Raw genomic sequence first — 24,523 nt, forward strand, 5'->3', positions numbered from 1 at the left:
CTGACGCACCCATGACGACGCACTGGAGCTTGCGCATGCCCCTCCCCACTTCCACCCCCGACGCCCGCGCCACCACCGGAGCGCACACCGCCGACGCCGTCACCGCTCACACCCTGCTCAACTGTCTGATCCGCGAGGTCTGCGCCCCCGAGCACCAGGTGACCGTCGACCGCGGTCACCTCCTGCTGCGCCTGCCCCGCCGCGGCCTGTTGCTGCGGGCGAGACTGCGCCGTGTCTCGATGATCGGGGCACACCGCTTCCAAGGCCCCGTCGAACGGCTCGACGGCGACAGCGCCTGGGTCACCGTGGACTGGCGCGAGCTGGCCGGCCATGTCCAGGACGAGCTGCAGCTGCGCACCGGCGTGGCGAACGGTGAGTTCCTGGACCAGGTGGCCGACAGCCGAGAGACCATCCGCACCGCCCTGGAACACCGCGCCCACGGGATGCCTGAGCAGGACATCTATCTGACGTCGGAACAGTCCCTGGTCTTCGGCCATCGCTTCCATCCCACGCCCAAGGCGCGCACCGGTGACCCGGCGGACTGGCTGGCGTACGGGCCGGAGACCGGCGCCCGTTTCCGCCTGCGGCACCTGGCCGTACGCCGGCACCTGGTGCGGCAGGAGGGCGACCTGAGCGAACTCGACGCGCTGTGCCCGCCGGCCGACCCGGAGTTCGTGGCACTGCCGGTGCACCCCTGGCAGTTCCGGCTGCTGAGCCGGCACGAGCGGCTGCGTGCGGCGCTGGCCGCGGGGGAGGTCGTGGACATCGGGGTGAGCGGGCCCGAGTGGGTGCCCACGGCGTCGGTGCGCACGCTCTATCAGCCCGACGCGGACACGTTCCTGAAGTTCAGCCTGAACGTCCGCCTCACCAACTGTGTCCGAAAACACGCCCGTTACGAGCTGACCGGCGCCGTCGCCCTGAACCGCCTGCTCCAGCCCGTCATGGCCCGGCTCGCCGCACGTTTCCCGGGATGCGCGCTGCTCGCCGAGCCCGGGTACCGCACGCTCGCCACGGACGGCGACACCGAACTGCTGGAGGGGTTCGGCGTCGTCGTACGCTCCGGGCTGCGCACCCATCTGCGCCCCGGAGTGACGCCCCTGCTCGCCGCCGCGGTCGCGGACGAGTACCCCACCAGTGCCGCCCACGTCACCCACTTGGTGGCCCGCGGGGACGGGGACGTACTGGCCTGGTGGGACGCCTATCTGCGGCTGCTGCTGCCGCCGGTGCTGGCCGCCTACTTCGAGCACGGGGTCGTACTGGAACCGCACCTGCAGAACGTCGTCGTCGGAGTCGACGCCGACGGCGCACCCGTGCAGATACTCTTCCGCGACCTGGAGGGCACCAAGCTGCTGCCCCGCCACCACGCACACGCGCTCGCCGCCCTCCCCGAGGACGTCCGCGGCCCCCTCACCTACGATGCCGAACGCGGCTGGAACCGGGTCGCCTACTGCCTGCTGGTCAACCATGTCGCCGAGGTGCTCGGCGCCCTCGCCGACCTCGATCCGGCACGCGAGCCGGCGCTGTGGGGCCTGGTCCGCGACCGGCTCGAAGCCTGTGCCGGCCGTACCGGCGGGCCGCCTCGCCTGCGCGCCCTGCTCTCCGGGGTACCGCTGCCCGCGAAGGCCAACCTCCTGCTGCGCTGGGCCCGCGAAGCAGACCGGCACGCCACCTACGTCCCCCTGACCAGCCCGCTCGGCGCGGGATTCCCCCGTGAGGTGCCCCTGTGAGAGCCGCCCTGCTGCACCACGTACACCACCTCACCGACGACGAACTGCCCGCCTACATCTACGACTTGCCCGGCCTGCGCGCACACGTCCGCACCATCCGGGCCGCGCTGCCGCGGCGCGCGCGGTTGCTGTACGCGGCGAAGGCCAACTCCGACCCCCGCCTGCTGCGCGCCCTCACCGAGCACGTCGACGGGTTCGAAGTGGCCTCCGGGGGCGAGATCCGGCACATCCGCGGCCTCTTCCCCGACGCGCCGATCGCCTTCGGCGGCCCCGGCAAGACCGTGGGCGAACTGGTCCAGGCCCTGGACGCCGGGGTGGAACGCCTGCACATCGAGAGCGAGCACGAGCTGCGCACGCTGACGACCGTGCTGGGCGACCGCACCGCCGATGTGCTCCTGCGTGTCAACGTACCCGTGGCGGTCCGCTCGGTCGCGCTGGCCATGGGCGGCGGACCCAGCCCGTTCGGTCTGGACCCCGCCCAGCTGGACCACTGCCTGCGCATCATCGCCGCCGACGGCCGTATCCGGCTGCGCGGGCTGCACGCCCACCTGGCCAGCGGCCTCGACGCGCGCGCCCATCTGGCCCTGGTCGACCAGGTCATGGGCTGGGCGGTCCGCTGGGCGCACCAACGAGGGATCACGCTGTCCGAGGTCAACATCGGCGGCGGCATGAGCGTCGGCTATGCCGACCCCGGCGATGTCTTCGACTGGCCGGCCTTCGGTGCCGGACTGCGCAGGACGCTGGAGCGCCACCCCGGCCTGACGCTGTGGATCGAACCGGGCCGCTCGGTCACCGCCTACTGCGGCTGGTACGTCACCCAGGTCCTGGACGTGAAGTTCAGCCGCGGCGAGGCGTTCGCCGTCCTGCGCGGCGGCACCCACCATCTGCGCACCCCCGCCGCGAAACAGCACGACCAGCCTTTCGAGATCATCCCCGACGATTCCTGGCACCAGCCGTGGGACCGGCCGGAGGCCCGCGACGAGCCGGTGACACTGGTCGGCCAGCTGTGCACGCCCAAGGACGTCCTGGCCCGCCACGCCACGGTCGCCCGGCTGCGGGTGGGCGACCGGATCGCGTTCGCCATGGCCGGTGCCTACGCCTGGAACATCTCCCACCACGAGTTCCTCATGCACCCTCATCCGGCCTTCCACCATGTCGACGACGCAGGCACACCCCTCACGCACACCTACGACGCCCACACCTACGTCGGCCGGACGGTATGAGCACGGACCACCGAACCGGCGGACGGAGCGGCGGCGGGGCTCCGGGGACGGCGCTCGACACGCTCACCGTCCAGCCCTTCCGGCGCTATCTGATCGGCCAGTTGACCTCCAACATCGGCACCTGGATGCAGCGCGCCGCCCAGGATCTGCTGGTCCTCCACCTCAGCGGAAACAGCGGCAGCGCGGTCGGGATGGTCACCGCGCTGCAGTTCCTGCCCCAGACGCTGTTCGGCCTGACCGGGGGCGTCCTCGCCGACCGGTTCCCCAAGCGCCGGCTGCTGCTGATCACACAGACGGGCATGGCGGTGCAGTCGCTGCTGCTGGGGCTGCTGACCGTCACGGGCGCGGTGAACCTGTGGTCCGTGTACGCCCTCGCCCTCGCGCTCGGCACCGCCACCGCTGTGGACAGCCCCGCACGCAACGCGTTCATCTCCGAACTGGTCAGCCGGGACCGGGTGCCCGCCGCGGTGAGCCTGAACTCCGCCCAGTTCAACGTCGCCCGCATCCTCGGCCCGGCAGCGGCGGGCCTGACCGTCGCCGCCATGGGCACCGGCCCGGTCTTCCTGATCAACGCGCTCTCCTATCTGGCGGTCCTGTACGGCTTGAGCACCGTCCCGGCCGGCACAGCGCGCGAGCACAACCGGGCTCAGCGCGGCGGTCCGTGGCTGACCGAAGCGTTCCGGCACATCACCGCCACCCCGGAACTGCTGCTGCCGATCGCTCTCATCGCCGTCGTCGGCACCTGCGGGTTCAACTTCCAGGTCACGATCTCCCTTGTGGCGATCAAGGTCTTCCACTCCGGCACCGCCGCCTTCGGCTACCTCTCGGCCGCCTACGCCGCGGGCGGCCTCATCGGCGCGATCCGCACGGCCCACGGCGGGCAACTGCCCACCGTCCGCCGCCTCGTCACGGCGACGGCCGTCTTCGGAGCACTGGAAACCGCGCTGGGCCTGATGCCCGGCTACGGCACCTTCATAGCGCTGCTGACCCCGAGCGGCTACGCCGCGGTCACCGTCACCACCACCGCCAACGCCCTGACCCAACTGCATGCCGACCCGCACCTGCGCGGCCGCGTGCTGTCCGTCTACTTCCTCGTCCTCCTCGGTGGCACACCCGTCGGCGCTCCCCTCGTCGGCCTGGTCTCCGACGCCTTCGGCACCCGCGCCAGCCTGATCCTGGGCGGCCTGCTCTCTGCGCTCTCGGCACTCGCCGTCTCGGGATGGGTCACCGCGCGAAGCCGACGCCAGGCGCGGATCAGCAGCCTGAGCGGCCGCGCCGGTCCCTCACCAGCCGACCCGCACGACACGCGCCTCGCATCATCGGGCAACGCCACGACCAGCGACCGATGAGCGCCGAGTTCCGCTCCGGTCGGCGTCGACCCCGGCCCTCGCCTGAACGCCCACCGCCCCAACGCCCCGTACCCCGAAGGCATTTCCGGGGGAATCAGTGAAAACCTCACCCGTTCGTCATCGTACGGCCAGGCTGTGAGCCCTTGCCGGCCTGGTACTCCTCGCACTGAACCTCCCGTGCTGTGCCTCGGCGTCTTCGCCTCCCTCGCCGTGCCCTTGACCGACACCGCCGGCCCCGTGCTCGCCGCCCGGCTGGCGACCCAGCGCCCGCTGGTCGCGGCCGTCGCCGCGACGAAGGCCGCCGCGCTCCTTGGGTTGCTGCTCGCACCGCACCTCGGCTGGGTGTGGATCTGCGCCCTCGGCCTCGCCACCGGCAGCGCCTTCCCGCTCGCCTTCACCCTGCTCGGGCTGCGTTCACCCACGCCTCAGGTCGCGGCCCGGCTGTCCGGCATGGCCCAGACCGGTGGCTACCTCATAGCCGGGGCCGGATCGCTGGTCATCGGCCTCCTCCACGCCTTCACCGGCACCTGGGGGCTGCCGCTCCTCCTGCTCGCCCTGCTCGTCCCCGAGACGGTCTTCGGGCTGCTGGCCGGCCGCCCCGCGTTCGTCCACGCCGGCCACAGCACCGAGACGCTCCGCGAGCTACCCCGGCCCCCTGCGGTGCGCCCTACAACACGCCCACTGCGGGAACTGCGACGTTGAGCGGGCCCAAACCGAGGGGGCTCCCAGGGCTGTCCAAGACTCCACCGAGAGGCGACTCGTCAGAGGCACCGCCAGTGGGCGGGGGCGCGAGCCGCGCAGTAGCTGCGGACGTGTGAGCCGCGCCTACCCCGAGGGCGCCGACGGCGACGAGCGTGACAGCCACCATCCGGACAGTCCGGCAAGGCTTGATCATTTGGGATCCTTCACAGCGGTTCGTTCTGCTCATGCTTCTCCTGGTACGACACACCCTCACCCGCGGTGGGAAAGGTCGCGCCGCCGACGCGCCGGTGGCTCCGGGCTCCGGGTGACGCCTCGTCCATGGGCGGCATGGGCTACGGCCTCTCGCCGGGTCGTTGATCCACCACTCCTCCCCCATGCGCCTTCCCCTCGCCCAGAAGCCCTTCGAGCGCCGTCAGCACGTGGCCGCAGATCTCGTCCGGTTCCGCGCTCGCCAGAGGTTCCTGGGCGACCACGACCCGCATCAGGCCGATGCCGAGCAACCAGGCCATGGCGAGCTGGGCGCGCAGCGTGCTGTCGTCGGCCGGGGAGAGGGCGGCGAGCGCGGCAGCGTACTCTTCCCCCAGCGCGCGGACGGTGTCCGGGGCGGCGTCGGCACTGCCGATGGAGCGCAGGTATACTGCCAGCAATCGGTCCGATTCGGGTTCGCCGCCTCCCTCCAGGACACCGCGCAGTGCGGTCTCGAACAGGCGGTCCGGGGGCGTGTTGTTCAGCTGCTCCTTGCCTCCCTGCGCCATGACCTCGGTCAGCAGGGCTTGCTTGGAGCCGAAATAGCGGAATATGAGCGCCTGGTTCACGCCGGCGCGTCCGGCGATGTCGCGGACGGTGGCCGCCTCGTACCCGCGCTCGGCGAAGACCGCGCCGGCCGCGTGGAGGATGCGCGTGCGGGTTCCCTGGGCGTCACGCGGGCGGTGCGAAGAGTCCCCGCTCGCAGGCGCGCCGCCGGGCCGGTCGTCTGCGGGAGCGCCGCCCGGCCGCTCGTTCGCAGGCACGCCTGCGGGACGGTCCTGGTACCGCGTGTGCTCGCTGGTGTCCACCCTCTGCTCCTTCGTTCGCCAATGAGCCCCCTCGCGCTTGCCGAGGAGCCGTCAGAGTAACGACCGATTAGCGTCGTTGACCGTCCGGTGAACGCCTCCTAGCTTTGTAAGCGAGTGCTTACACAAGGGAGACAGCAGTGACGGCACCCGACCACACCCCCCTCGCCTATCCCTTCAACTCCAGCCTGGATCTCGCCCTGTCCGAGGCGTACGAACGAGCCCGTGACACCCCGGGACTGCTGCGTGTCCAGCTCCCGTACGGGGAGCCGGCCTGGCTCGCCACCCGTTACGCGGACGCCCGGCTGGTCCTCGGCGACCAGCGCTTCAGCCGGGCCCTGGGCCGCGAGCACGACGAGCCGCGCAGCTCCGCGGCTCAGCGGGACGGCGGGATTCTCAGCATGGATCCGCCCGACCACACCCGGCTGCGCTCGCTGGTCGCGAAGGCCTTCACCGTCCGCCAGGTCGAGAAACTCCGCCCGCAGATCAGGGAGCTGACGTCCACTCTGCTGGATGAGATGGAAGCGGCGGGTCCGCCGGTCGACCTGGTCGACGGCTATGCCCTGCCCATTCCGGTCGCGGTGATCTGCCGACTGCTCGGCGTACCGGAGGAGGACCGTCCGAGGTTCCGCGTCTGGAGCGACGCGGCGCTGTCCACCAGCTCGCTGACCGCCGAGGAGTTCGACCGCAATCGCGAAGAGCTGCGCGCGTACATGGCCCAGCTGATCAACGCGCACCGCCAGCAGCCCCGGGACGATCTGATGACGGCGCTGATCGAGGCCCGCGATCACGAGGACCGGCTGTCCGAGCTGGAACTGGTCGACCTGTGCGTCGGTGTCCTCGTCGCCGGCCACGAGACCACCGCCACTCAGATCCCCAACTTCGTGCTCACCCTGCTCGACCATCCACAGGCGCTGTCCCGCCTGCGCGCCGAGCCCGCGCTCATCACCGGCGCGATCGAGGAACTGCTGCGCTTCGTGCCCCTGGGCAGCGGGGCCGGTCAGCCCCGCTACGCCAAGGAAGACATCGAGGTGGGAGGCACGCTGGTGCGGGCCGGGGAGCCGGTGCTGGTCGCCATCGGCGCGGCCAACCGTGACGCGCTGCGCTTCACCGCGGCCGGCACGCTCGACATCTCCCGAAGCGGCAACGCCCATCTGGGCTTCGGCCACGGCGTCCACCACTGCCTCGGGGCTCCCCTGGCCCGCCTCGAACTCCAGGAGGCCATCGGCGCACTGGTGACCCGCTTCCCCCGGCTGCACGTCGCCGGCGACATCACCTGGAAGACCGAGATGCTGGTACGCGGCCCCCGGGTCATGCCGGTGGGCTGGTGAGGTGGCCCATGAGCTGGCAGTTGCACATCGCTTCGGACCGCTGTATCGGCTCCGGTATGTGCGCCGGGACCGCACCGGACCTGTTCGCGCTCGACGACGACCACGCGCACCCCGTGAACGAGCACATCGCCGAGAACGACGACCGCGCTCTGGAGGCCGCCGGCATCTGCCCGATGCTGGCCATCACCGTGCGGGACGCGGACGGAAGGGAGATCGGACCCCGCGAGTGAACCTGCCGCGCATCCGGCTACGGCTGCAGGGCGGGCGTGTTCCTGATGAGGCTGTCGAACCCCAGTGGGGGCGCCCGCGAACGCCCATGACTCAAGGGAGTTGATCGGTTCGGTGGCCGGGCCGGCCTAAGAGCGAACCGCGTCAGCGCCGTTCGGGGAAGTCGTCGCCGTACATCGGCAGACCGCTCACCGACTGCTCCCGGGACGCCTCGTCCTCGATCGCGTCCCAGTGGTCCACCATGACGCCGTCCTCCAGGCGCAGGAAGTCGGCGGCGATCCACGGGACGGGCTGTCCGTGGCCGGAGAACCGCCCGCGCACCATGGCCATGCCCCCTTCCGCCGTGATCAGCTCGCATAAGTGTCGCAGCTCCCCCGGCAGGCTCCTGATGGCAACGCCGTAGCCGAGCACGGTGTGCAGCAGGCCGATCGGGGCGATCAGGAGTCCCGCGATGATCGTCGGCACTCCGAAGCTCGGGTATGCGACCACATGGATGGACGCGAAGAGTGCTGCCCGCTCGTGGGACTGTGCGAGCGGCGCGACGGCGCGGAAGGTCCCGGAGAACGAAGCGCCGAAGCCCACACCGCCGATGATGCCTCCCACCCACAGCAGGGAGCGCACCCGCGGCCACTCCGGCCTCGATCAGTGTGGTTCCCGGCAGCACACCCGCACCGCCGACGAAGACGGTGCGCCGTGGTGTCAGACGGCCGAGGAAGAGGCCGGCCACGGCGGCTGCCGCGGGCTCGATGAAGGCCGTGGCACGCCGGGGACCACGCTCAGCGGGCGTAGGCCGGCCTGATCATCTCCGAGGGAGTGTGGGTCAGCTGTGACGCGGTCGGAGGGCACGACGTTCCGGGGCTCTTCACCGGCGAGCAGGTCGCTCACTGGAAGCAGGTGACCGGCGCGGTGCACCGCGCAGGATCCGCCGCACCCGGCCAGCACCGCGCACAGGGCGAGTGCGGCGGCCGTCGAGCGGAATCCCTTTGTCCTGTGTCCGGGCATGCCGAGGTCACCTCTTCCTGATCGCCGGTGCCGGGTGGCTTCTAGTCCGTCGGCTTGCCGTCGTACGGCAGCGTCGTCCCGGGCAGGGCGTACTCGTCGCGGCGGCCGCACATTCCGAAGCCGCCGAGGCGGCACGGCTCGCTCTGGTACGCGGTCGCTTCGGCGAGGTAGGCGGGCTCGCCGGACTCCAGGGCGTCGAGTTGGGCGCCGGTGCGTTCGGCGGTGGCGAGGGCGCCGGCCCGCCACAGCTCGCGCCAGGCGGGCACCCGGGCGCGGACCAGGCGGGCGGCGGCCTGCTGGAAGGCGCGGTACGGGCCGCCGTCCCCGGCGATCAGGGCCTCGCGCAGGGTGAGATAGCCCTCGACGGCCAGGTCCCGGCGGCGCCGGGCGGCGGCCTCGGTGTCCGGGCCGGTGCCCCTCGGGAGGGTGGCGGCAGCGGCGTACCGCTCGGGGTCGGCGAGCACTTCGGGTGGGAAGGTGAACACGGCGTCCCCGGCCTCGGGCAGGCCGCTGTTCTGCATGAGCACGGTGATGCGGAGACCGCCGCCCTGGACCATGCGGTGCACTGTGCCTGGCGTGAACCAGGCGAGGGACCCGGATCGCAGCGGCATGTACCGGTAACCGTCGGGGCTCAGGGTCTGCACCGCGCCCTGCCCGCCGGTGACGACGTACGCCTCGGTGCACACCAGATGCAGATGCGGACTCCCTCCGCAGACGCCGTCGGCGGCCTCCCACTCGTACGCGCTCAGGTGGGAAAGTCCCACGGCACCCGGCAGCGAACGAAGTGCCGCCGACTGCGCTTCGCTCACCACGTCAGACCTTCCAGGTGATGGCTGACACGGTCGCGGTCCCAGGCGCCGTCGGCGATCACGACCCGGTAGCGGTAGCCGAAGCTCTCCCCCGGCGGCAGGGCGAACTCCTCGAAGAAGGCCCAGGAGAACGCGACGGTCGGGATCGGCTCGGAGCGCACGAACCAGTGCGAGGGGTGGATCGCGGACGACTCGTCCAGGTTCTCCGGGGCGTGTGCGAACACGAGTGTGGAGTGTGCGTCGGTGTCATCGTGTTCGGTGGTGAAGGCCAGCCATGGCCCCTGACTGCCCATCACCTTCATGGCAGCGACACCTGGTTCGGAGTCGGGCGTGAACACCGCGCCGCCGGTGAAGTCACGCGGCCCGCGCCACTGCAGCCCGGTGTAGCCGGCCATCTCGCGGCCCGCGGTGGTGGGCGAGCCGAACAGCAGGGGGTCATCATGGATGTTGGTGAGACGGATGGACCAGTCCAGGGTCCAGGCGCCGGCTTCCTCGTCCACCGAGTGCACGGCGAGTCCGCGCGTCTCGCGGGCCCATTCCCGGCCGCCGTTCTCGACCCAGGTCAACTCCTCGGTGAGGCCGAGGCGTTCGCCGGTGACGGTGAGGTCCGTGAAGCCGTCGTGGCGCATCGAGCCGACCCGGTCGGGCAGCCGGAGGTAACCCTCGCCGTGCACATAGCAGTTGCCGCCCCAGAAGTTCTGCCCGGACAGATGACTGGCCGTCATCTGCAGGCCCTTGTGCCAGCGGTGGTCGCTCGGCCGGTATCCGGTCACCGTGCTCCCCGCGAGGGTGCGCACGGGGTGGGCGTAGGGCTTGCGGGCCTCGAAGGCGTCCGGGTCGGGGCGGTAGACGTAGCGGAGGATCTCGGTGCCGTTCGGCGCCTCGACCGCGAGATGCTCACCGTGGACGTGGCTGACTCGGATGCTCATTAGAGGACCATCCCTTCTGCAGCCCTCACGAGTAGGGTTGTGACCTCTCGGTCCCGGTGGGTGCATGGCCATGGGTGCGAGCCGCTCGACGGCCTGCATGAGTTCCGCCAGCCCCGCCGGGCCGAGGCCGTCTGATCGGCTTCAGGGACACGCCCCGCAGAGGGCCGATTAATGAGCTCCCGGCAGACGACCTCACCACCGGGCAGGTGCTCCTCGAACCGCCTTGGAGTACGACGCACGTGTTCATCGGATGGGACTGGGCGACCGAGACCCATGACGTGACCGTCATGGACGCCACCGGCAAGCGCATCGACCGGTGGGAACTCGCCCACACCGAGGAAGGGTTCGCCAAGACCCTGACCCGGCTGCGCAAGCACGCAGACCCGGCGGATCTGCCCGTGGCCATCGAGACGAGCCGCGGTCTGGCCGTCGACCGACTGCTCGCCGCCGGCCACCCCGTCGTGCCGGTCCACCCCAACGCCTTCAACGCGCAAGCGCCACGGGTACTCCGGGAAGAAGCCCGGCAGCGTCCTGATCGAACGCCTGCGCTCCGCCCCGAAGGCCGCCTCCCGCCTCAGCGACACCGTCGTCGAACAACTCGTCCGCGTCCAGGTCCAGCTCGTGCAGGGCATACGCGCCACCATCCGCGCGCTGGACAAGGCCATCACCACAGCCACCAAGACGCACCCCTACGCGCCGCTCTTCGCCACCATGCCGCGCATCGGCAAGGTCAGCCTCGGGCAGATCATCGGCGAGATCGGCCCGATCCTGGAACGCGCCCAGACCTGCGAACAGCTCATCGCCGAAGCCGGCGTCGTCCCGGTCACCCGCGCCTCGGGCAAGGCCCGCACGGTCTCCTTCCGCTTCGCGACCAACCGCAGAGCGCGTCTCGCGCTGACGACCTTCGCCGACAACAGCCGACACGGCAGCGACTGGGCCGCCAAAATCTACAACGACGCCCAGGCCCGCAAGAAGCGACACCCGCATGCCATCCGCATCCTGGCACGCGCCTGGCTGCGCGTGATGTGGGCCTGCTGGCGCAACGGCGCCTGCTACGACCCCGCCATCCATCAAGCCAACAGCAAGATCAACACGACTGCCAACGCCCCTCTGGTGGCATAGAGGTTGACTCAGGAAACTCATGCGCGCTCCTTGGGAGCCCAGTCGGGGTGGTCGCCGTGCATGGCCGCGTAGTAGGGGTCGCCGGGGGCGATCTCACCCGCCCGCACCGGCTGTCCGGTGAACGCCGCCTTGTACAGGGCGGCGGCGAACTCCAGGGTCGCGCGCGCGTCGGGCCCACTGCCCGGGGGGCGCTCGCCGCAGTCGAACGCGTCGAGGACGGCGTCCAGTTGGGCGATGTGCGAGCTGGGCACGTCTGCAGCTGCGGCACGCCAGACCGCTGCACGCTCGGGAGAGACGTGCGGTGCGGGGGTGTAGACCCAGTCCTCGTTGCCGTGCCCGTACAGGTGGGTCAGTTCCAGCGTGGCATCGGCGCAGTCGACACGGATACGGCTGACCTCGTGCGGGGACAGGACGCTGTTGACGACGGTGGCGAGCGCGCCGCCGCGGAAGCGGACCAGGGCGGTGGAGACGTCCTCGCTCTCGACGTCGTGGACCAGCCGGGCCGCCATGGCTCGCACTTCCTCCCACTCCCCCAGCAGGTGCAGCAGCAGGTCGTACTGGTGGATGCCGTGCCCCATGGTGGGCCCGCCGCCCTCGGTCGCCCAGCGACCGCGCCACGGTACGGCGTAGTAGCCGACGTCCCGGTGCCAGGTGGTCTGGCAGTGCGCCACCAGCGGGGCGCCCAGTTCACCGCGTGCGATCAGGTCCCGGGCGTGTACGGCACCGGAGCCGTAGCGGTGCTGGAAGACCACCGAGGCGTAGCCGCCGGAGGCTTCCTCGGCGGCGGCGATGTCGTCGTACTCGGCGAGCGACAGACACAGCGGCTTCTCGCACAGCACCCAGGCGCCCGCCTTGAGCGCGGCCACGGTCTGCTCACGGTGCAGCGCGGGCGGGGTGCCGATGAGGACCAAGTCGGGGCGCACGGCGTCGAGCATGGCCTCGGTCGAGGCGAACCCGGTGACCCGCGCTCCCGCTTGGCCCCGGAACGCGTCCAGTCTGCGCTCGTCCACATCGACGGCGGCGACGAGTTCGACGCGCTCGGCATGGACTCTGAGCGCGGGGAGATGGCTGCCGGTGGCGATGGCGCCGGTGCCGATGACGGCGACGCGGCGGCGAGGTGGGGGCAGGGACATGCGGCGCTCCTGAGGGCTCGGCAGACGGAGTGCGAACGCAGGTGCACACACACCCGGAGAAAGCGCTTGCTCCATACGAGGCGACCCTAAGGGCGGAGGGATTGTCAGGACAACCCCTGTGCAGGGGATTCGCTGGTGCGAGGGTGGTGAGGAAGGGTCGGCACCCTGCTGGGGACGGCGATCAGCGCCATGTCGGGACGGCGGGACCGCCACTGGGCTTCTCAGTACGGCGGTCGCGCGCCGTCCTCAGAAGATGTTCCGCTCCCGGTGCCGCTGGCGCAGTTTCAGGAACCGGGACCGCACCTCTTCGGCGGGCAGTCCGCCCTCCGCCTGGACCAGGAGGTCGGCCAGGGCGTCGCGCGACTCCATGAAGCCGCGCCATTTCTGCTGTGGTTTGAGCCAGGTGTCGATCGCCGTGGTGATCGCGACGATCAGGGACAGGGCCGGTACCCAGGACAGCAGCCAGCTTCCCTTCGCCTGGCCCAGGTTCTGGTCGGCGGCCACGATGGCGCTGGTCGCGATCAGAACGATGCGCAGGCCGTAGTACGTACCGCCGTACGCGTTCGTGCCCACCCTCCAGCGGCGCAGCTCCCGGCGCAGCTCGCGTTGGAGCACCGGCGGCAGCCCCTGGAGCCCGTCGGAAGAGGAGCGGGACGGTTCCTGGGCCGTAGCGGTCATGGTGTGCCCTTCCAGCGCCGACGGTCGGAGAACTCCAGCAGTTCCACGATGTGCACGACTCGCCCGTGGCCCACGGCGAGAAGCACGGTGTCGGAGTCGTGCCGGTCGCGCAGCATGCTCACGGTCGTCACCGGCTGAGGAAATCCGCGGACGGCTCCGAGCCGCGCCTCGGCCTGCGCGTCCCAGATCTCCACGGTGCGGTCGGCGGTGGGTACGGCGACCAGGATCCGCCCGTCGGCGGTGGCCACCGCAGCCACTCCACGGACCGGCTCGCGGCCGAACTCGGCCCGGATCGACCGGGACGTCAGGTCCCATACGCGTACGACGTCCGCGTCTGCGCTGACCAGCATCGAACCCTCGGGGCCGAGGACGGAGGCGAGGCTGTGCACGGGGCCCCGGTGGGCCTTGCTGCCGTCACCGGGGCCGCGCAGCTGTCCGACCGGCCTGCCGGAGGGGTGTGCCCAGAGTGTGATCTTTCCGCCCTTGTCACCGCTCGCCAGCCATGTCGTCCCGTCGGGCTGCGGGGCGAAGGCCACGGCGCCGATGGCGCGGCGATGGCCGCGCATCAGCCGGACCCGGGAGCCGAACCGGGCGCGCAACCGGTCACCTTCGCTGTCATGCAGAGCGATGGTGTGGGGGCGGCCGACCGCGATGAGTCCGTCGTCACCGTCCTCGTCGAGGGCGGTCGCCGTCAGTGCGGCCACCGGTCCGCTGCCCTTGTGTCTGATCAGCGGGGCGCCCTCCGTGCTCCAGAACTGGACGGATCCCTCCTCACTGGCCGAGACCAGGGTTGCGTGGCGCTCGCCGCCCGCAGGTACCCAGGAGACCGCGGTGACGCTTTGTTCATGACCCGACCTGACGCTGCGGACGGCCTGGACTTGGAAGCCCTCCATCGGTTTCTCGACAGGTATGTAATCGGTTTCCACGTGGACCACGCATCGGGCGATCCGCCGTCCCGTCCTCCCGTCCCAGATCCAGACCGTGCCGTCCGCGGTGCCGGTGGCCAGCAGCAGCCGGCCGTCGGGCAGCGCGACGAGGTCCGAGCTGGTAAGGGCGTCCCCGTGGGTCTGGCCGCGCTGTGGATGGTCGTCGGCGGTCGACACAGCTGTGTTCCACAGCCGTACGGTTCCGTCCTGGCTTCCGCTGACGACGAAGGTGTCACCGCTGTGATTCCGCACCCCCGCCACGGCCCGGACATCGCCGGAGTGACCGGTCCAGCCGCCGGCGGAGCCGCGCCCTCGTCTGAGCCGGACCCCTCCCTCCGGTCCACCGGTCACAAAGGCCGCCGGATCACCCTTGACACCACCGAGGGACTCGGGGGTGAAACCGATGTCTCTGGGCGTGAACCCTTCGTCACCGGTTCCGTCCTCGTCGCCGACCGGTGCCCCGGTTCGCAGATCCAGGCAGCGCACTCCGTCGGCGAAGAGCCCAGCGCGGCCCACCACGACGCCACGTCCGTCGAGTTCCGAAAGGGCCATGCCGTAGCGGGCCTTCAGCTCGCCGGGCCACTTGCGCCACCACAGTCGCGGAACGCGGACATCTGCCGACGGCGCGATGTTCCAGGTTCTGACCGCGCCCGTGGTACAGGCGGCCACGAGCACGTCGCCGATCCCCGGCAGGGAGGTGAGGGCCAGCGCGCGCGTGCCGAGACCGCCGCCGGACCAGGTCTGCCGTGGTTGGCCGCGGTCGGTGTCCCAGAGGCGGATACGGCCGTCCCGGGCGCTCGTCGCGAGCAGCGGTTCGCCGTCCGCGGTGGTGCCGAAGGCCATGGCCGTCACCTTCCGGCGGTGAGAGCAGGGTGCAACCACCGGCAGGCCTTCGCCGACGTCCCACAGGTGGACTTCGTAGTCCGAGGTGGCGGCGAGCAGGAGCCGCCCTCTGGCGCGGGTGAGTTCCACCGCCGTCACCGGCGCATGTCCGGTGGGCAGCGTGTGCAGCAGTGCGCCCGAGGCGCCGTCCCACAGATGGACCGCACCCTGCTCGTCGCCGGCGGCCACGGTGAGTGTGCCGTCCGGGTCGAGGTCGATCGCGACGGCGCCCACCGCGCTGGTCGGGCCTCCGACGAGCACGCCGTGAAAGTTCGTTCTCCGGCCGTTGCCCCACCGGACCCGCCAGCCCAGTTGCGCTTCTGTCCTCAGCTGGGGCAGCGCGTCCGGTTCGTCGATGCCGGCCCGCAGCTGCAGCAGGGCCGCTCGGTCCTCGGGTGTCAGGTTCCGCAGCTCGTCCCAGACCCGCAGATACAACCGCGGCAGGGAACGGCGTTGTTGCTCGGGCGTGTTGAGGACGCCCATCATCCGGGTCGGGTCCGCGTACGGGAGGATTCCGGTGTCCTGGACGAGGTGTTCGAGCCGACCGGCGGCCAGGGCGTAGACAGGCAGATGCTTGAGTGCGTACGGGGTGGCACGGGCCCAGTCCCACTGCCCGTCGGTGCGGGGCACCGTGCCCAGAACTGCCTCGTAGAGGAAGACGGGTGCGCGGTCCGCCGTGGCGACGGCCTGGCGCAGGTAGTCGGCGTACGCCTGGTGGTAGAGCCGGTAGACGCTCTGGCCCTCCTCGCCGGACTCGATCAGGTGGGCGCCGGCGTTGGCAATGACCCAGGCCACGTCGTCCTCGGTATAGGTGCGCGCTCCGCCGGTGAGCGCCGTTGCCGCGGTGGCCCAGATCGTACGCTTGGGCAGGCCGGGGCCCAGCGCCCAGGCGAGCGGGGCGAGCAGGTCGGTGACCTGCTGCCGCAGGGTGCCGTACCGGGCGAGGTCGGCCGCGAAGACCTCGGCCACGTCACGGCTGCGGAAGATCTCGCGCGCCTCGGGGCCGTCCAGGTCCAGGATCTCGTTCCGGTCGGCCAGCGCCCGGGTGAACAGCCGGGCCATCAGGAACACCGACTCGCTCTCCTGAGCGACGCGCTGGGCCGCCTGCCGGGTGCGTTCGGTGTCGGCGAGCTCGTACCGGGAGCCCTTCAGGTCGGTGAGGCGCTTGTAGGCGTACGCCTCGATGTCCTCGGTGGCGGCGGTGTCCTGATCGAGATCGAGCCGCCGTTCCGGGGCCAGAATACCGAGCAGGTCGCGGGCGGCGGAATCCCTCGCCTCGACGGCGCGGCCCCGCGTGCCGACGAGGACCTTGACCCCGCTCTGGTCGGCGAGCGGACGCAGCAGACGTCCGGCGATGGCGCCCACCGCCTCCGGCCGCGCCTCGTCCAGCGCGTCGACGAGCACGGTGTACCTGCGGTTGGTCCGGCCGACGGCGGAGACGAGTTGCTCCGGTCCACGCCAGCCACCGCGAGGGGGTTCCAGTCCCAGGGCCTTCTCCAACGCCTGGACACAGTCCAGTACGTCCTTGCCGCGTGCGTGGATGCCCACGTCGATGGCGCCGATGTCGGGCAGCGTGCCGAGCTCCGCGCCGTCGACCACCTCCGGGGCGGCCACGTGGACGTCCTTGTGGTACGACGCGTCGGACAGCACGGCCAGTCGCCCGAGCAACGCCGACTTGCCGCTGCCCGGCGGTCCGGTGACGACGAACATGCCCGAGTCCTCCGTGCGCAGCCACGTCACGACGCGCCGCAGGGCGTCGGTGCGCCCCTGGAAGAAGTAGCCCTCGTCGCCGACGGCGTCGATGCCCTGGAACTTGAGCATGAAGTGCTCGCGGACGTCGGCCGGCAGCAGGACCGGCCGGGCGCGGCGGCTTTCGAGATCGGTGTCCGGGAGTTCCGGGTCGTAGCGCGGGTTGGGGAAGAAGGGGGTGGAGAAAACGTCGGTCCACCGCTTTGCGAGGCGCTGACGGGAACCGAGCTGGGCATTCAGCGCCGTGATCATTTCATCGATCGTGATCGACCGGTCACGTGGCCCCCACCCCCGCATCGTCACGTTGTCGTCCGGGTCCTGCAGGAGTGTCCGCATGGCCTCGCTCAGAGCGAGCTCTTCGGCACGCTCGCCGGAGGCCACCGAGCACAGGACCACCAGCTTGGGCGGCCTCGCCATCCGCCGATCGTCCAGCACCTTGCTGAACGCCTCGCACGCCTCACCGGCGCCGCCTCCCGAACTGCACGCGTCCATGACGAGGACGATTTCGCGAGCACCGCACACCGCCAACAGCGATCCCAGATAGGCGGGCGACATCGCATCGCCCACGGTGATCAGCCCGTTGTCCTTGCCGGAGTCCGAGCACATCAGGAAGAAGCCGCTGTGCTCCAGCCGACGGCCGTGCCCGGCCCAGTAGACCAGCAGCCGCTCGGTGCCGGAGGGGAGGCCCAGGTCCGCGAAGAGGTCCTGGATCTGGCGCAGGCGCAGGTCCTCCGGTCGCCTTCTGCTGCCGGGGTGGCGGCGGAATCCGCCGGCGACCAACAGGTCGGCCACCGCGTCCACGTGGCTGCGCAGATGTTCCAACTTCCCCAAGGACGGGGACTCATACTCGTCCACGACGATGTCCAGGACGGTTCCCCATTCGTCCCCCGCTGTGTTGCGCACACCTCTATCTTGGTCGTATCGAGCCTGCGTCGCCAGGTCATCCCGCGGATTCGACGGTCACCCCGTCACGGCAGCTGAGGCGGTGTCGTGTTCACACAGCGTCAGGAGGAGACTCCCCTTCAGGAGCATGATCTCGTCGTGGTGGTGCCGGGCATTCTCGGGAGTGTGTTGCTCACGCCGAACGGCCGGGAGGCGTGGAACGCCTCGTTCGCCATGGCGGCGCATGTCCTGGGCGACTTCTGCGAGACCCTGGAAACCCTCAGGCTCCCGCCCGGTCTCGGCGACGGACCGCCGCCGGCGCGCTACGCCCTCCAGCCCGAGTCGTTGATGCCGGGCTCACAGGTCTGGCCGGGCTTCTGGGCAGGAGCCGGATACCCGGCGCTGCTGAAGTCTCTGCGCCGGTGCCTCAAGAATCCCGTGCGCCAGCTGATGATCTTCCCCTACGACTGGAGGCTGTCGAACCAGTACAACGCGCGCCTGCTCATGGACCGGGCGAAACGGCGACTGCATGAGTGGCGCCGCGAGGGTGGCGGTCCCGACGCACAGCTCCAACTCGTCTGCCACTCCATGGGCGGCCTGATAGGCCGGTACTTCCTGTACGTCCTCGGCGGGACGGAAATGACCAGGCGGGCGTACACCATCGGCACGCCGTACGTCGGTTCGGTGAAAGCGGTGCGCGTCCTGACCGGTCATCTGTTGCCGCCGTGGGCGGGCCGGTTCGGTGAGCGGCTGCGCTCCGTTGCGGAGACCTTCCCCTCGATCGCGGAACTCCTCCCGGCCTACCGCTGCGTCACCGAGGCGAAGGACGTGGGCAGCACAGGCGCCGACGACGGCTCGGGAGACGACGGCCGCGCCGATGCCATCCGTCTGCTGGACTGCCACGTCCCTGGCCTCAGCCGTCAGGCCGTGGAACACTCAGCCGATTTCCATACCGCGATCAGAAGGAAGGAAGGCGAACCGGGGGACAGGCTGGTGCATGTGTTCGCGGGAAGCGGGCAGCCGACGGAGCAGAGCATGGTGATCGACCCGCCGGGGCTACGCTTCACGCACCGACAGCGCGGCTTCGACTTCGGCGGAGACGGAACGGTGCCACGCTTCAGCAGCGTCCCTCCACACTGGGAGGACGATTCCCCCGCTATGTTCTATCCGGCGACACATGTCGGCCTGACCAGGCACGAGGAGTTGTTGCGCATCCTCAAGCGAAAGATCGCCGCAGCTCCCACCAGGGCGACGCTGGCGCCGGCCCGCTCACTGTCCCTCCATGTGGATCCCGTGGTGCCGGCCGAACAGACCGTGCCCCTCCAGGTCCACACGGACAGCCCCGACCTCACCCTCGACGCCCACCTGCAGCACGTCGACGGAACCCCCTACGGCCGCCCCCTCCCCCTCCGCCCCGACGGCACGGGAAACTACACGGCCGATCTCACCCTGCCGCCCGGCATCTGGCATATCACCGTCGAGACGACGAAGGAGTCCCCCGCGAGCCGGGTGGACGACCTCATCGTGGTGGCGTCCTGCTGATCCTGGGCCATACGCGAGTAGCGCGTGCGGGAGCACGCGGATCTTGGCCGGGGAGACGTGCGCGCCCTGAAGCTCTCCGCGCCGGCCCGCAGTTGGCACAACAGGCTGTTACGGCCCTGATCGACGTACTCTCTCTGCAGGCCTCCTCCCCCCACGGGACTCGTCAGTCCCAGCGCGCTCCCTGACGGCCCTCCGAAGCCACGCTATGGAGGATGGGAGAAACATCTCTGGCCGAATTCAGGAAGCCCCGTTGAAGGCACTGCTGACACCGTCGGCGGCCGTACGCCAGCATGAAGGCCATGCCCGAGACGCCGAGCACCCCGCGCCGGATCGCCGACGAGTACGTCGCGCAGGTCGCCGCCCTCGACCCCATGGTCTCGACCCGACTTGGCCTCCGCCCCGAGGACGACCGGCAGCCGGATCTGTCTCCGGAGGGCTTCGAGGCGCTCGCCGAGCCGGCCCGCCGCACGCTGTCCGCGCTCGACGTCATGGAACGCGACGCTGAGAAGAACGGCGCGGAGTTCGAGGGCGCCGAGCGGAACTGCGCCCGGCTGCTGCGGGAGAGGCTGACCGCGCATCTCGCCCTGTACGAGGCGGGAGACCACTTCCGCGAGCTGCGCAACGTCAGTTCGCCCCTCCACCAGGTGCGCGGCATCTTCACCCTGATGCCCACCGGCACCGACGAGAACTGGGCGGCCGTCGCCGGGCGGCTGCGCAATGTGCCCGGCGCGCTGGACGGCTACCGGGCGACCCTGGGCGAGGGCCTCGTCCGCGGGCTGCTGTGCGCGCCCCGGCAGGCCCGGGCCGTCATCGGTCAGCTCTCCGCCTGGACCGGGCAGGACGGCAGCGGCGCGAGCTGGTTCGCCACGTTCGTGGCCGACGCTCCGGATCGGCTCAGGCCCGAGCTGGACGCAGCCGCGGACCGGGCGACGGCCGCGGTGGCAGACTTCGCCGACTGGCTGCGCGGCCGCTACCTGCCCGCCGTGCAAGGCACCCCGGACGCCGTCGGCCGGGAGCGGTATCTGCGCTCGGCCCGCTGGGCCAACGGCACGAGCCCGGACCCGGCCGAGGCCTACTCCTGGGCCTGGGAGGAGTTCCACCGGACGGCCGCCGAGATGCAGGCCGAGGCCGGCCGGATCCTTCCGGGAGCCAGTGTCCGGGAGACCATGGACCACCTGAACCGACATGGCCATGCCATCACGGGTGAGGAGAACATCCGAGCCTGGCTCCAGGAGATCATCGACGAGGCGATCGACGCTCTCGACGGCACCCACTTCGACATCTCCGGCCCGCTGCGCCGGGTCGAGACGAGGATCGCGCCCCCGGGCAGCTCGGGCGCCCCCTACTACACGGGCCCCAGCCTCGACTTCAGCCGCCCCGGGCGCACGTACCTGCCCACGCTGGGCCAACAGACCTTTCCCACCTGGGAGATGGTCAGCACCTGGTACCACGAGGGCGTCCCCGGTCATCATCTGCAGACCGCTCGGTGGACCGCCGCCGCAGGGCACCTCAGCCACTACCAGATCACCCTCGGCGCGGTCAGCGCCGACAAGGAAGGCTGGGCCCTGTACGCCGAGCGTCTGATGGACGAACTGGGCTTCCTCACCGACCCCGCGCGCCGCCTGGGCTATCTGGACAAGCAGATGCTCCGGATCATCCGTGTGATCGTCGACATCGGCATGCATCTCGAACTCGCCATTCCCGCCAACTCGGGCTTCCACCCGGGCGAACGCTGGACCCCGCACCTCGCCACCGCGTTCATGGCCGCCCATCACGGCAGCGACACCGCCCGCCGCACCAGCGAGATCGACCGCTACCTCGGCTGGCCCGGCCAGGCCATCGGTTACAAGCTCGGCGAACGCGCCTGGCTGCAGGGCCGTGAGGCCTCCCGCCGCCGCCTCGGCGTCGGTTTCGACCTCCGAACCTGGCACATGAACGCACTCGCCCAGGGCTCCCTCGGCCTGGCCGACCTGGCCGACAGCCTCGCCTCACTGTGAACGGCGGTTCCGGCCTGGAATTGTTCATCGCTCCCAACGGGCGGCCCATGTCGCCCAGTTGGACTGCGAAGTGGCACGACGAGTCCAGTCGGTCCCCGCTCGGTTCGGCGGGGTCGGCTGAACTCGTCGCGCGAGGCGGTGCGGGTCAGCGGACCGTCACGTTGAAGACCGGTGAGGCCGTCTTGCCGCTGACGATGCGCAGGTCGTTCTTGCCCTTCAGGCCGAGCTTGACGCCGAGCGAGTAGGAACCGTTGCGCAGGACGGGAGCGGACGCGGGCAGGCTGACCCACTTGCCGTGCTGCTTCTGCTGCAGGGTCACCTTCGTGCCCGCCTTGATGCCGGTGGTCTTGCCCGTCACCCGGAACAGCTGCCAGGCGCGGACCGAGGACGCCGACGGGGTGGCGGTGATGCCGGCCTTGGCGGCCTTCACGGCCTGGGCCTTGTGTGCAACGGCGACGGGGGACGCGGCTTGCGCGGCAGGGGTGGCGGCCATGGCGGTGCCCGCGAGGGCGACGGAGGCCGCGCCGAGGGCGCCGACGACGGCTATGCGCAGGGAGCGTCGCTTCGAGACCATCACAGATATGTCCTTTTCTATGGGTAGGTCGGGTTTTTGCGCTGATAGCGCACTACATGTTGATTGGCGTAGTCATTAGAAGTGACGTCACAAGGGACCCAGGCGTTCATCGGCGCTTTGTCGCTGTCTTGTAACAGCCCTCGCGTGACGGCCGCCGGTCGTTGGCGGGGTCAGGCCGCAGGGGTCAGTTCGCAGGGGCAGGGGCGGTATTCCAGGCCGAGTTCGCTGTCGACGGCCCGGCTGGTGCGGGTCGCGGCATCGGCGACCTTCTCCCAGGAGCCGTACTTGGCGTGGAGCTGGTCGGCGGTCGGACCGAGCGGGTTGCCGTACTTGGCCAGGTTGCGCTCTTCCAGCAGCCGGACCTCTTCGGGCGTCATACCGGCCCGGGTGATCTCCTTGGCGTCGTTGCGCATGTCCACGAGCCGCCGGGCGATCTCCTCGGGGCTGCGGCCCGCGGCGCGCATCGCGCAGCGCACGCGGTCCATCGCGCCGATCAGGGCGTGGTAGCGCATGCGGATCTCGCGCGCCTCTTCCCGTTCTTCGGGGGTGTCACGGCGGATCTGGCACACCACGGGTTCGGGACTCGTGCACGGTCCCGTGCTGGGTGGCGCCGTGGACAGCGGGGCTACGACGACGGAGCCGCCGCAGGAGTCCGCGCAGTACGCGGGTGCCGCCGTGGTCGTCGTGGGCAGTGCGGTGGCGGCCACCATGGCCAGGACGACGGCGGTGCGCTGCAGGAAGCGGGCGGTGAAGGTGGGCGAAGGCATGGACCCAGTCTTCGGGTGGGTCTGGTCCGCCTTCTGCTGGCGCGCGCGAAGATCACGCCGGAGAGTGGAGGATCGTACCGGAGGGTGACGGGGGTTCTGACGGCCCCTGGGGCTCCCCCGTCGCCGAGGTCAGGTGCCGGGGTAGTCGACGTCGGGCGGGTCCTGCTCCGTCCGGCGTGCGGAGGACGGGGGGAACAGGAGATCCTCATAGAGGTCCATGGCGAACAGTACGAGCAGCAGCATCACCGGCACGAGCAGGGCTAGCACAACCATGATGCCTCCCGGCACGACAGTGACCACGGGAACGGCAACGGCAATCGGTCCGCTTCCAGCTTGCGCCGAATGGGGGTAATTGGCACGCCGAGACGGCGGGGATGTGGGCCGGTCGAGTGACTCTGTCCGTGAGGTACGGGCTGAGAGGTTTATACGTCCCAGGGACTAGGTCCCGTGCCCCATGTGCGCTTCGATCATGGTGGCTAGGGTCGGTACTCATGGAGAACACCGGGATCGTGCGTCGGCAGGCTGTGGAACGCAGGCGCGACACGCTGGAGCGGCTTGCTGCCGAGAGGGATGTATGGGTGTCGACGGCTCACCCCGATCATGGGCCGCATCAGGTGCCCCTGTGGTTCTTGTGGGACGGGCGAGCGGTGTGGATGTGCACCGGTGCCACCTCCGTGACCGCGCGGAACGTCCGTGAGGAGCCGCGCGTGCACCTGGGGCTGCCGGACACCTTCGATGTGGTGCTCCTCCAGGGTGCGGCGGAGTGTTTCCCGGACACGGAGGTGCCCGGGGAAGCAGCGGAAGCCTTCGCCGGCAAGTTCGGGTGGGACCCGCGTACGGAGGAGGGGCCCTTCCTGTACATCCGTGTGGTGCCGAAGACCGTGCGCGCCTGGCGCGGCGAGCCGGAACTGCGCGGCAGGCTTATCATGCGCGACGGCACTTGGCTGGAATAGCGGGCCTGGCCCGCTCGTGCTAGACGCCGAGAGCCTTCCGGACCTCGCGTGCGAGCTTGACGATGCCCCAGACGGCCAGGCAGGCCAGGCCTAGCAGGAACAGGATCGCCTGCCACCAGGGCATCTTCTTCGTTCCTGAGGACGAGTCGCCGTAGTTGTGGCGGAAGGAGGAGCCGCCGCCGGTCGACCTCGACCTCTTGGAGCCGCATCCCCGTGGTTGTGGTGGGTCGGCGCGAAGATCGCGCCGGGGCAGAGCGATGCACCCTAGGGCATGGACCGTTGCATCCGTAACTCGCGGACAACCCCGTCCTGCGACTGCGTCGTGGGCTTTGGCACCCGGCGGGCGCTGCGGTAGGTGGTGATGCCGCTGGCGAGGAGCCAGTAGCTGAAGAGGGCGCCCAGCTGGGCGGTTGCTCCCCAGCCGTTGGCGGCATAGAAGTGGGCGGGGGACCACCGGGTGTCGGTGGCAGTCAGTACGGTGCCCATGCCGAGGGGGTGGCTGGGGCCCAGGGCCCGCCGGCCGTGCGAGGCCGGGACCGGTCTCCCCCCGCCGGCAGGCTACTTCTTCGGGAAGAAGTCGAGTACGGCCTGCCCGTCGCGGACTTCCGTCACCCGGAAGCTCAGCCCGTTCAGGCTGCCGGTGCCGCCTTCGCCCACCGACGTGGACAGGAACGTACCGTCGCCCGAAGCCTGTACGACGACCGAGCTCGCAGTGATGCTCGTGACCTCCAGCGAACCCACCCCGAACCTGCCTTCGACCGGAATGCGCGTCGGTTCCTTCGTGACGAGGATCCGGCAGCGGCCGTCGTAACAGGCACCGACGTCGGTGCCGTCAGCGGCCTGCCCGGCGCCGGACGCCGCATCGGGCGGGGAAGGGGAGACGAGCCGGGAGCCGGATCTAGGGTCCGCGGATTCGTTAGCAAACGGCGGGCCTTCGACCTGCTGTGTTGCCGACGTGCGCAGGGC

The 24,523-nt window shown here is 70.6% G+C and carries 21 protein-coding genes and 2 pseudogenes; 11 read left to right on the plus strand and 12 right to left on the minus strand.

Going from position 1 to position 24,523, the window contains the following annotated elements:
• The first annotated feature begins 35 nt into the window (after positions 1 to 35).
• From M878_RS52435 to M878_RS52450, 4 genes are all read left to right on the plus strand, one after another.
• Positions 36 to 1,727, plus strand: a complete 1,692-nt coding sequence (locus tag M878_RS52435) for an IucA/IucC family protein (RefSeq protein WP_023544460.1) — start codon at positions 36 to 38, stop codon at positions 1,725 to 1,727.
• Positions 1,724 to 2,950: a type III PLP-dependent enzyme gene (locus tag M878_RS52440; RefSeq protein WP_023544461.1), complete on the plus strand. Its 1,227-nt coding sequence runs from the start codon at positions 1,724 to 1,726 to the stop codon at positions 2,948 to 2,950. The genes M878_RS52435 and M878_RS52440 overlap by 4 nt, the downstream gene beginning before the upstream one ends.
• A complete protein-coding gene (locus M878_RS52445; protein WP_023544462.1) occupies positions 2,947 to 4,299 on the plus strand; it encodes an MFS transporter in 1,353 nt (450 codons plus the stop codon). Before M878_RS52440 ends, M878_RS52445 begins: the two co-directional genes overlap by 4 nt.
• A gap of 177 nt (positions 4,300 to 4,476) precedes the next feature.
• Complete coding sequence (locus tag M878_RS52450; RefSeq protein ID WP_023544463.1) at positions 4,477 to 5,001, plus strand: MFS transporter; 525 nt, start codon at positions 4,477 to 4,479, stop codon at positions 4,999 to 5,001.
• 332 nt (positions 5,002 to 5,333) lie between these two features.
• Here the strand turns inward: M878_RS52450 and M878_RS46710 are convergent, their stop codons facing one another.
• Positions 5,334 to 6,056: a TetR/AcrR family transcriptional regulator gene (locus M878_RS46710; protein WP_023544465.1), complete on the minus strand. Its 723-nt coding sequence runs from the start codon at positions 6,054 to 6,056 to the stop codon at positions 5,334 to 5,336.
• Between the two features lie 137 nt (positions 6,057 to 6,193).
• Between M878_RS46710 and M878_RS52455 the strand changes: the two genes are divergently transcribed.
• Both M878_RS52455 and M878_RS52460 read left to right on the plus strand, forming a co-directional pair.
• The gene (locus tag M878_RS52455; protein WP_023544466.1) at positions 6,194 to 7,384 is read left to right on the plus strand and encodes a cytochrome P450; all 1,191 of its coding nucleotides are present in this window, start codon (positions 6,194 to 6,196) and stop codon (positions 7,382 to 7,384) included.
• 8 nt (positions 7,385 to 7,392) lie between these two features.
• A complete protein-coding gene (locus M878_RS52460; protein ID WP_023544467.1) occupies positions 7,393 to 7,614 on the plus strand; it encodes a ferredoxin in 222 nt (73 codons plus the stop codon).
• A 142-nt stretch (positions 7,615 to 7,756) separates the two neighbouring features.
• Here M878_RS52460 and M878_RS98765 read toward each other — a convergent pair whose 3' ends face one another.
• The 3 genes from M878_RS98765 to M878_RS52470 all read right to left on the minus strand — a co-directional run bounded on the left by M878_RS98765 (position 7,757) and on the right by M878_RS52470 (position 10,352).
• Positions 7,757 to 8,233 carry a hypothetical protein gene (locus M878_RS98765; RefSeq protein WP_023544468.1) on the minus strand — a complete coding sequence of 159 codons (477 nt, stop codon included), beginning with the start codon at positions 8,231 to 8,233 and terminating at the stop codon, positions 7,757 to 7,759.
• 422 nt (positions 8,234 to 8,655) lie between these two features.
• Positions 8,656 to 9,426, minus strand: a complete 771-nt coding sequence (locus tag M878_RS52465) for a cupin domain-containing protein (RefSeq protein WP_023544469.1) — start codon at positions 9,424 to 9,426, stop codon at positions 8,656 to 8,658.
• The gene (locus tag M878_RS52470) at positions 9,420 to 10,352 is read right to left on the minus strand and encodes a DUF6807 domain-containing protein (RefSeq protein ID WP_023544470.1); all 933 of its coding nucleotides are present in this window, start codon (positions 10,350 to 10,352) and stop codon (positions 9,420 to 9,422) included. Before M878_RS52470 ends, M878_RS52465 begins: the two co-directional genes overlap by 7 nt.
• 239 nt (positions 10,353 to 10,591) lie before the next feature.
• Here M878_RS52470 and M878_RS000000101695 point away from each other — a divergent pair.
• Positions 10,592 to 10,840 (plus strand): annotated as a pseudogene (locus M878_RS000000101695) (IS110 family transposase); the annotation flags it as partial.
• A 133-nt stretch (positions 10,841 to 10,973) separates the two neighbouring features.
• Complete coding sequence (locus M878_RS98775) at positions 10,974 to 11,474, plus strand: IS110 family transposase (protein ID WP_023544471.1); 501 nt, start codon at positions 10,974 to 10,976, stop codon at positions 11,472 to 11,474.
• Between the two features lie 17 nt (positions 11,475 to 11,491).
• On the opposite strand, the gene M878_RS52475 is transcribed toward M878_RS98775, so the two are convergent.
• The 3 genes from M878_RS52475 to M878_RS52485 all read right to left on the minus strand — a co-directional run bounded on the left by M878_RS52475 (position 11,492) and on the right by M878_RS52485 (position 17,745).
• Entirely contained in the window at positions 11,492 to 12,607 is a 1,116-nt protein-coding gene (locus M878_RS52475) for a Gfo/Idh/MocA family protein (RefSeq protein ID WP_023544472.1), read from the minus strand.
• A gap of 246 nt (positions 12,608 to 12,853) precedes the next feature.
• The gene (locus M878_RS52480) at positions 12,854 to 13,285 is read right to left on the minus strand and encodes a DUF4231 domain-containing protein (RefSeq protein WP_023544473.1); all 432 of its coding nucleotides are present in this window, start codon (positions 13,283 to 13,285) and stop codon (positions 12,854 to 12,856) included.
• Entirely contained in the window at positions 13,282 to 17,745 is a 4,464-nt protein-coding gene (locus tag M878_RS52485; protein ID WP_023544474.1) for a hypothetical protein, read from the minus strand. The genes M878_RS52480 and M878_RS52485 overlap by 4 nt, the downstream gene beginning before the upstream one ends.
• Before the next feature lie 87 nt (positions 17,746 to 17,832).
• Between M878_RS52485 and M878_RS92070 the strand changes: the two genes are divergently transcribed.
• Positions 17,833 to 19,266 carry a lipase/acyltransferase domain-containing protein gene (locus tag M878_RS92070; protein ID WP_023544475.1) on the plus strand — a complete coding sequence of 478 codons (1,434 nt, stop codon included), beginning with the start codon at positions 17,833 to 17,835 and terminating at the stop codon, positions 19,264 to 19,266.
• Between the two features lie 299 nt (positions 19,267 to 19,565).
• Positions 19,566 to 21,263 carry a DUF885 domain-containing protein gene (locus M878_RS52490; RefSeq protein WP_023544476.1) on the plus strand — a complete coding sequence of 566 codons (1,698 nt, stop codon included), beginning with the start codon at positions 19,566 to 19,568 and terminating at the stop codon, positions 21,261 to 21,263.
• 145 nt (positions 21,264 to 21,408) lie between these two features.
• Here the strand turns inward: M878_RS52490 and M878_RS52495 are convergent, their stop codons facing one another.
• The 3 genes from M878_RS52495 to M878_RS98205 form a co-directional block, all read right to left on the minus strand.
• On the minus strand, positions 21,409 to 21,837 hold the full coding sequence (locus M878_RS52495; protein WP_023544477.1) for a hypothetical protein: 429 nt from the start codon (positions 21,835 to 21,837) through the stop codon (positions 21,409 to 21,411).
• Between the two features lie 170 nt (positions 21,838 to 22,007).
• Positions 22,008 to 22,604 (minus strand): hypothetical protein, encoded by a 597-nt coding sequence (locus M878_RS52500; protein WP_023544478.1) that lies wholly within the window; start codon positions 22,602 to 22,604, stop codon positions 22,008 to 22,010.
• A 129-nt stretch (positions 22,605 to 22,733) separates the two neighbouring features.
• A complete protein-coding gene (locus M878_RS98205; RefSeq protein WP_167345791.1) occupies positions 22,734 to 22,877 on the minus strand; it encodes a hypothetical protein in 144 nt (47 codons plus the stop codon).
• A gap of 218 nt (positions 22,878 to 23,095) precedes the next feature.
• Between M878_RS98205 and M878_RS46730 the strand changes: the two genes are divergently transcribed.
• A complete protein-coding gene (locus M878_RS46730) occupies positions 23,096 to 23,557 on the plus strand; it encodes a pyridoxamine 5'-phosphate oxidase family protein (protein ID WP_031223744.1) in 462 nt (153 codons plus the stop codon).
• 264 nt (positions 23,558 to 23,821) lie between these two features.
• On the opposite strand, the pseudogene M878_RS96010 reads toward M878_RS46730, so the two are convergent.
• Positions 23,822 to 24,007 (minus strand): annotated as a pseudogene (locus M878_RS96010) (hypothetical protein); the annotation flags it as partial.
• 108 nt (positions 24,008 to 24,115) lie between these two features.
• Positions 24,116 to 24,298, minus strand: coding sequence for a hypothetical protein (locus M878_RS52510; protein WP_023544483.1), 183 nt, complete (start codon positions 24,296 to 24,298; stop codon positions 24,116 to 24,118).
• Positions 24,299 to 24,523 lie beyond the last annotated feature (225 nt).

Origin of the sequence: Streptomyces roseochromogenus subsp. oscitans DS 12.976 (assembly GCF_000497445.1) — a bacterium.
Taxonomy (GTDB): Bacteria; Actinomycetota; Actinomycetes; order Streptomycetales; family Streptomycetaceae; genus Streptomyces; species Streptomyces oscitans.

Excerpts from the sequence above, each read along its gene's own strand:
- M878_RS52435 (WP_023544460.1), top strand. The coding sequence starts at position 36 with ATGCCCCTCCCCACTTCCACCCCCGACGCCCGCGCCACCACCGGAGCG.
- M878_RS52500 (WP_023544478.1), bottom strand. The coding sequence starts at position 22,604 with ATGCCTTCGCCCACCTTCACCGCCCGCTTCCTGCAGCGCACCGCCGTC.
- M878_RS52475 (WP_023544472.1), bottom strand. The coding sequence starts at position 12,607 with ATGTCCCTGCCCCCACCTCGCCGCCGCGTCGCCGTCATCGGCACCGGC.
- M878_RS46730 (WP_031223744.1), top strand. The coding sequence starts at position 23,096 with ATGGAGAACACCGGGATCGTGCGTCGGCAGGCTGTGGAACGCAGGCGC.
- M878_RS52490 (WP_023544476.1), top strand. The coding sequence starts at position 19,566 with ATGCCCGAGACGCCGAGCACCCCGCGCCGGATCGCCGACGAGTACGTC.
- M878_RS52480 (WP_023544473.1), bottom strand. The coding sequence starts at position 13,285 with ATGACCGCTACGGCCCAGGAACCGTCCCGCTCCTCTTCCGACGGGCTC.
- M878_RS52495 (WP_023544477.1), bottom strand. The coding sequence starts at position 21,837 with ATGGTCTCGAAGCGACGCTCCCTGCGCATAGCCGTCGTCGGCGCCCTC.
- M878_RS52445 (WP_023544462.1), top strand. The coding sequence starts at position 2,947 with ATGAGCACGGACCACCGAACCGGCGGACGGAGCGGCGGCGGGGCTCCG.
- M878_RS52470 (WP_023544470.1), bottom strand. The coding sequence starts at position 10,352 with ATGAGCATCCGAGTCAGCCACGTCCACGGTGAGCATCTCGCGGTCGAG.
- M878_RS98205 (WP_167345791.1), bottom strand. The coding sequence starts at position 22,877 with ATGGTTGTGCTAGCCCTGCTCGTGCCGGTGATGCTGCTGCTCGTACTG.
- M878_RS52460 (WP_023544467.1), top strand. The coding sequence starts at position 7,393 with ATGAGCTGGCAGTTGCACATCGCTTCGGACCGCTGTATCGGCTCCGGT.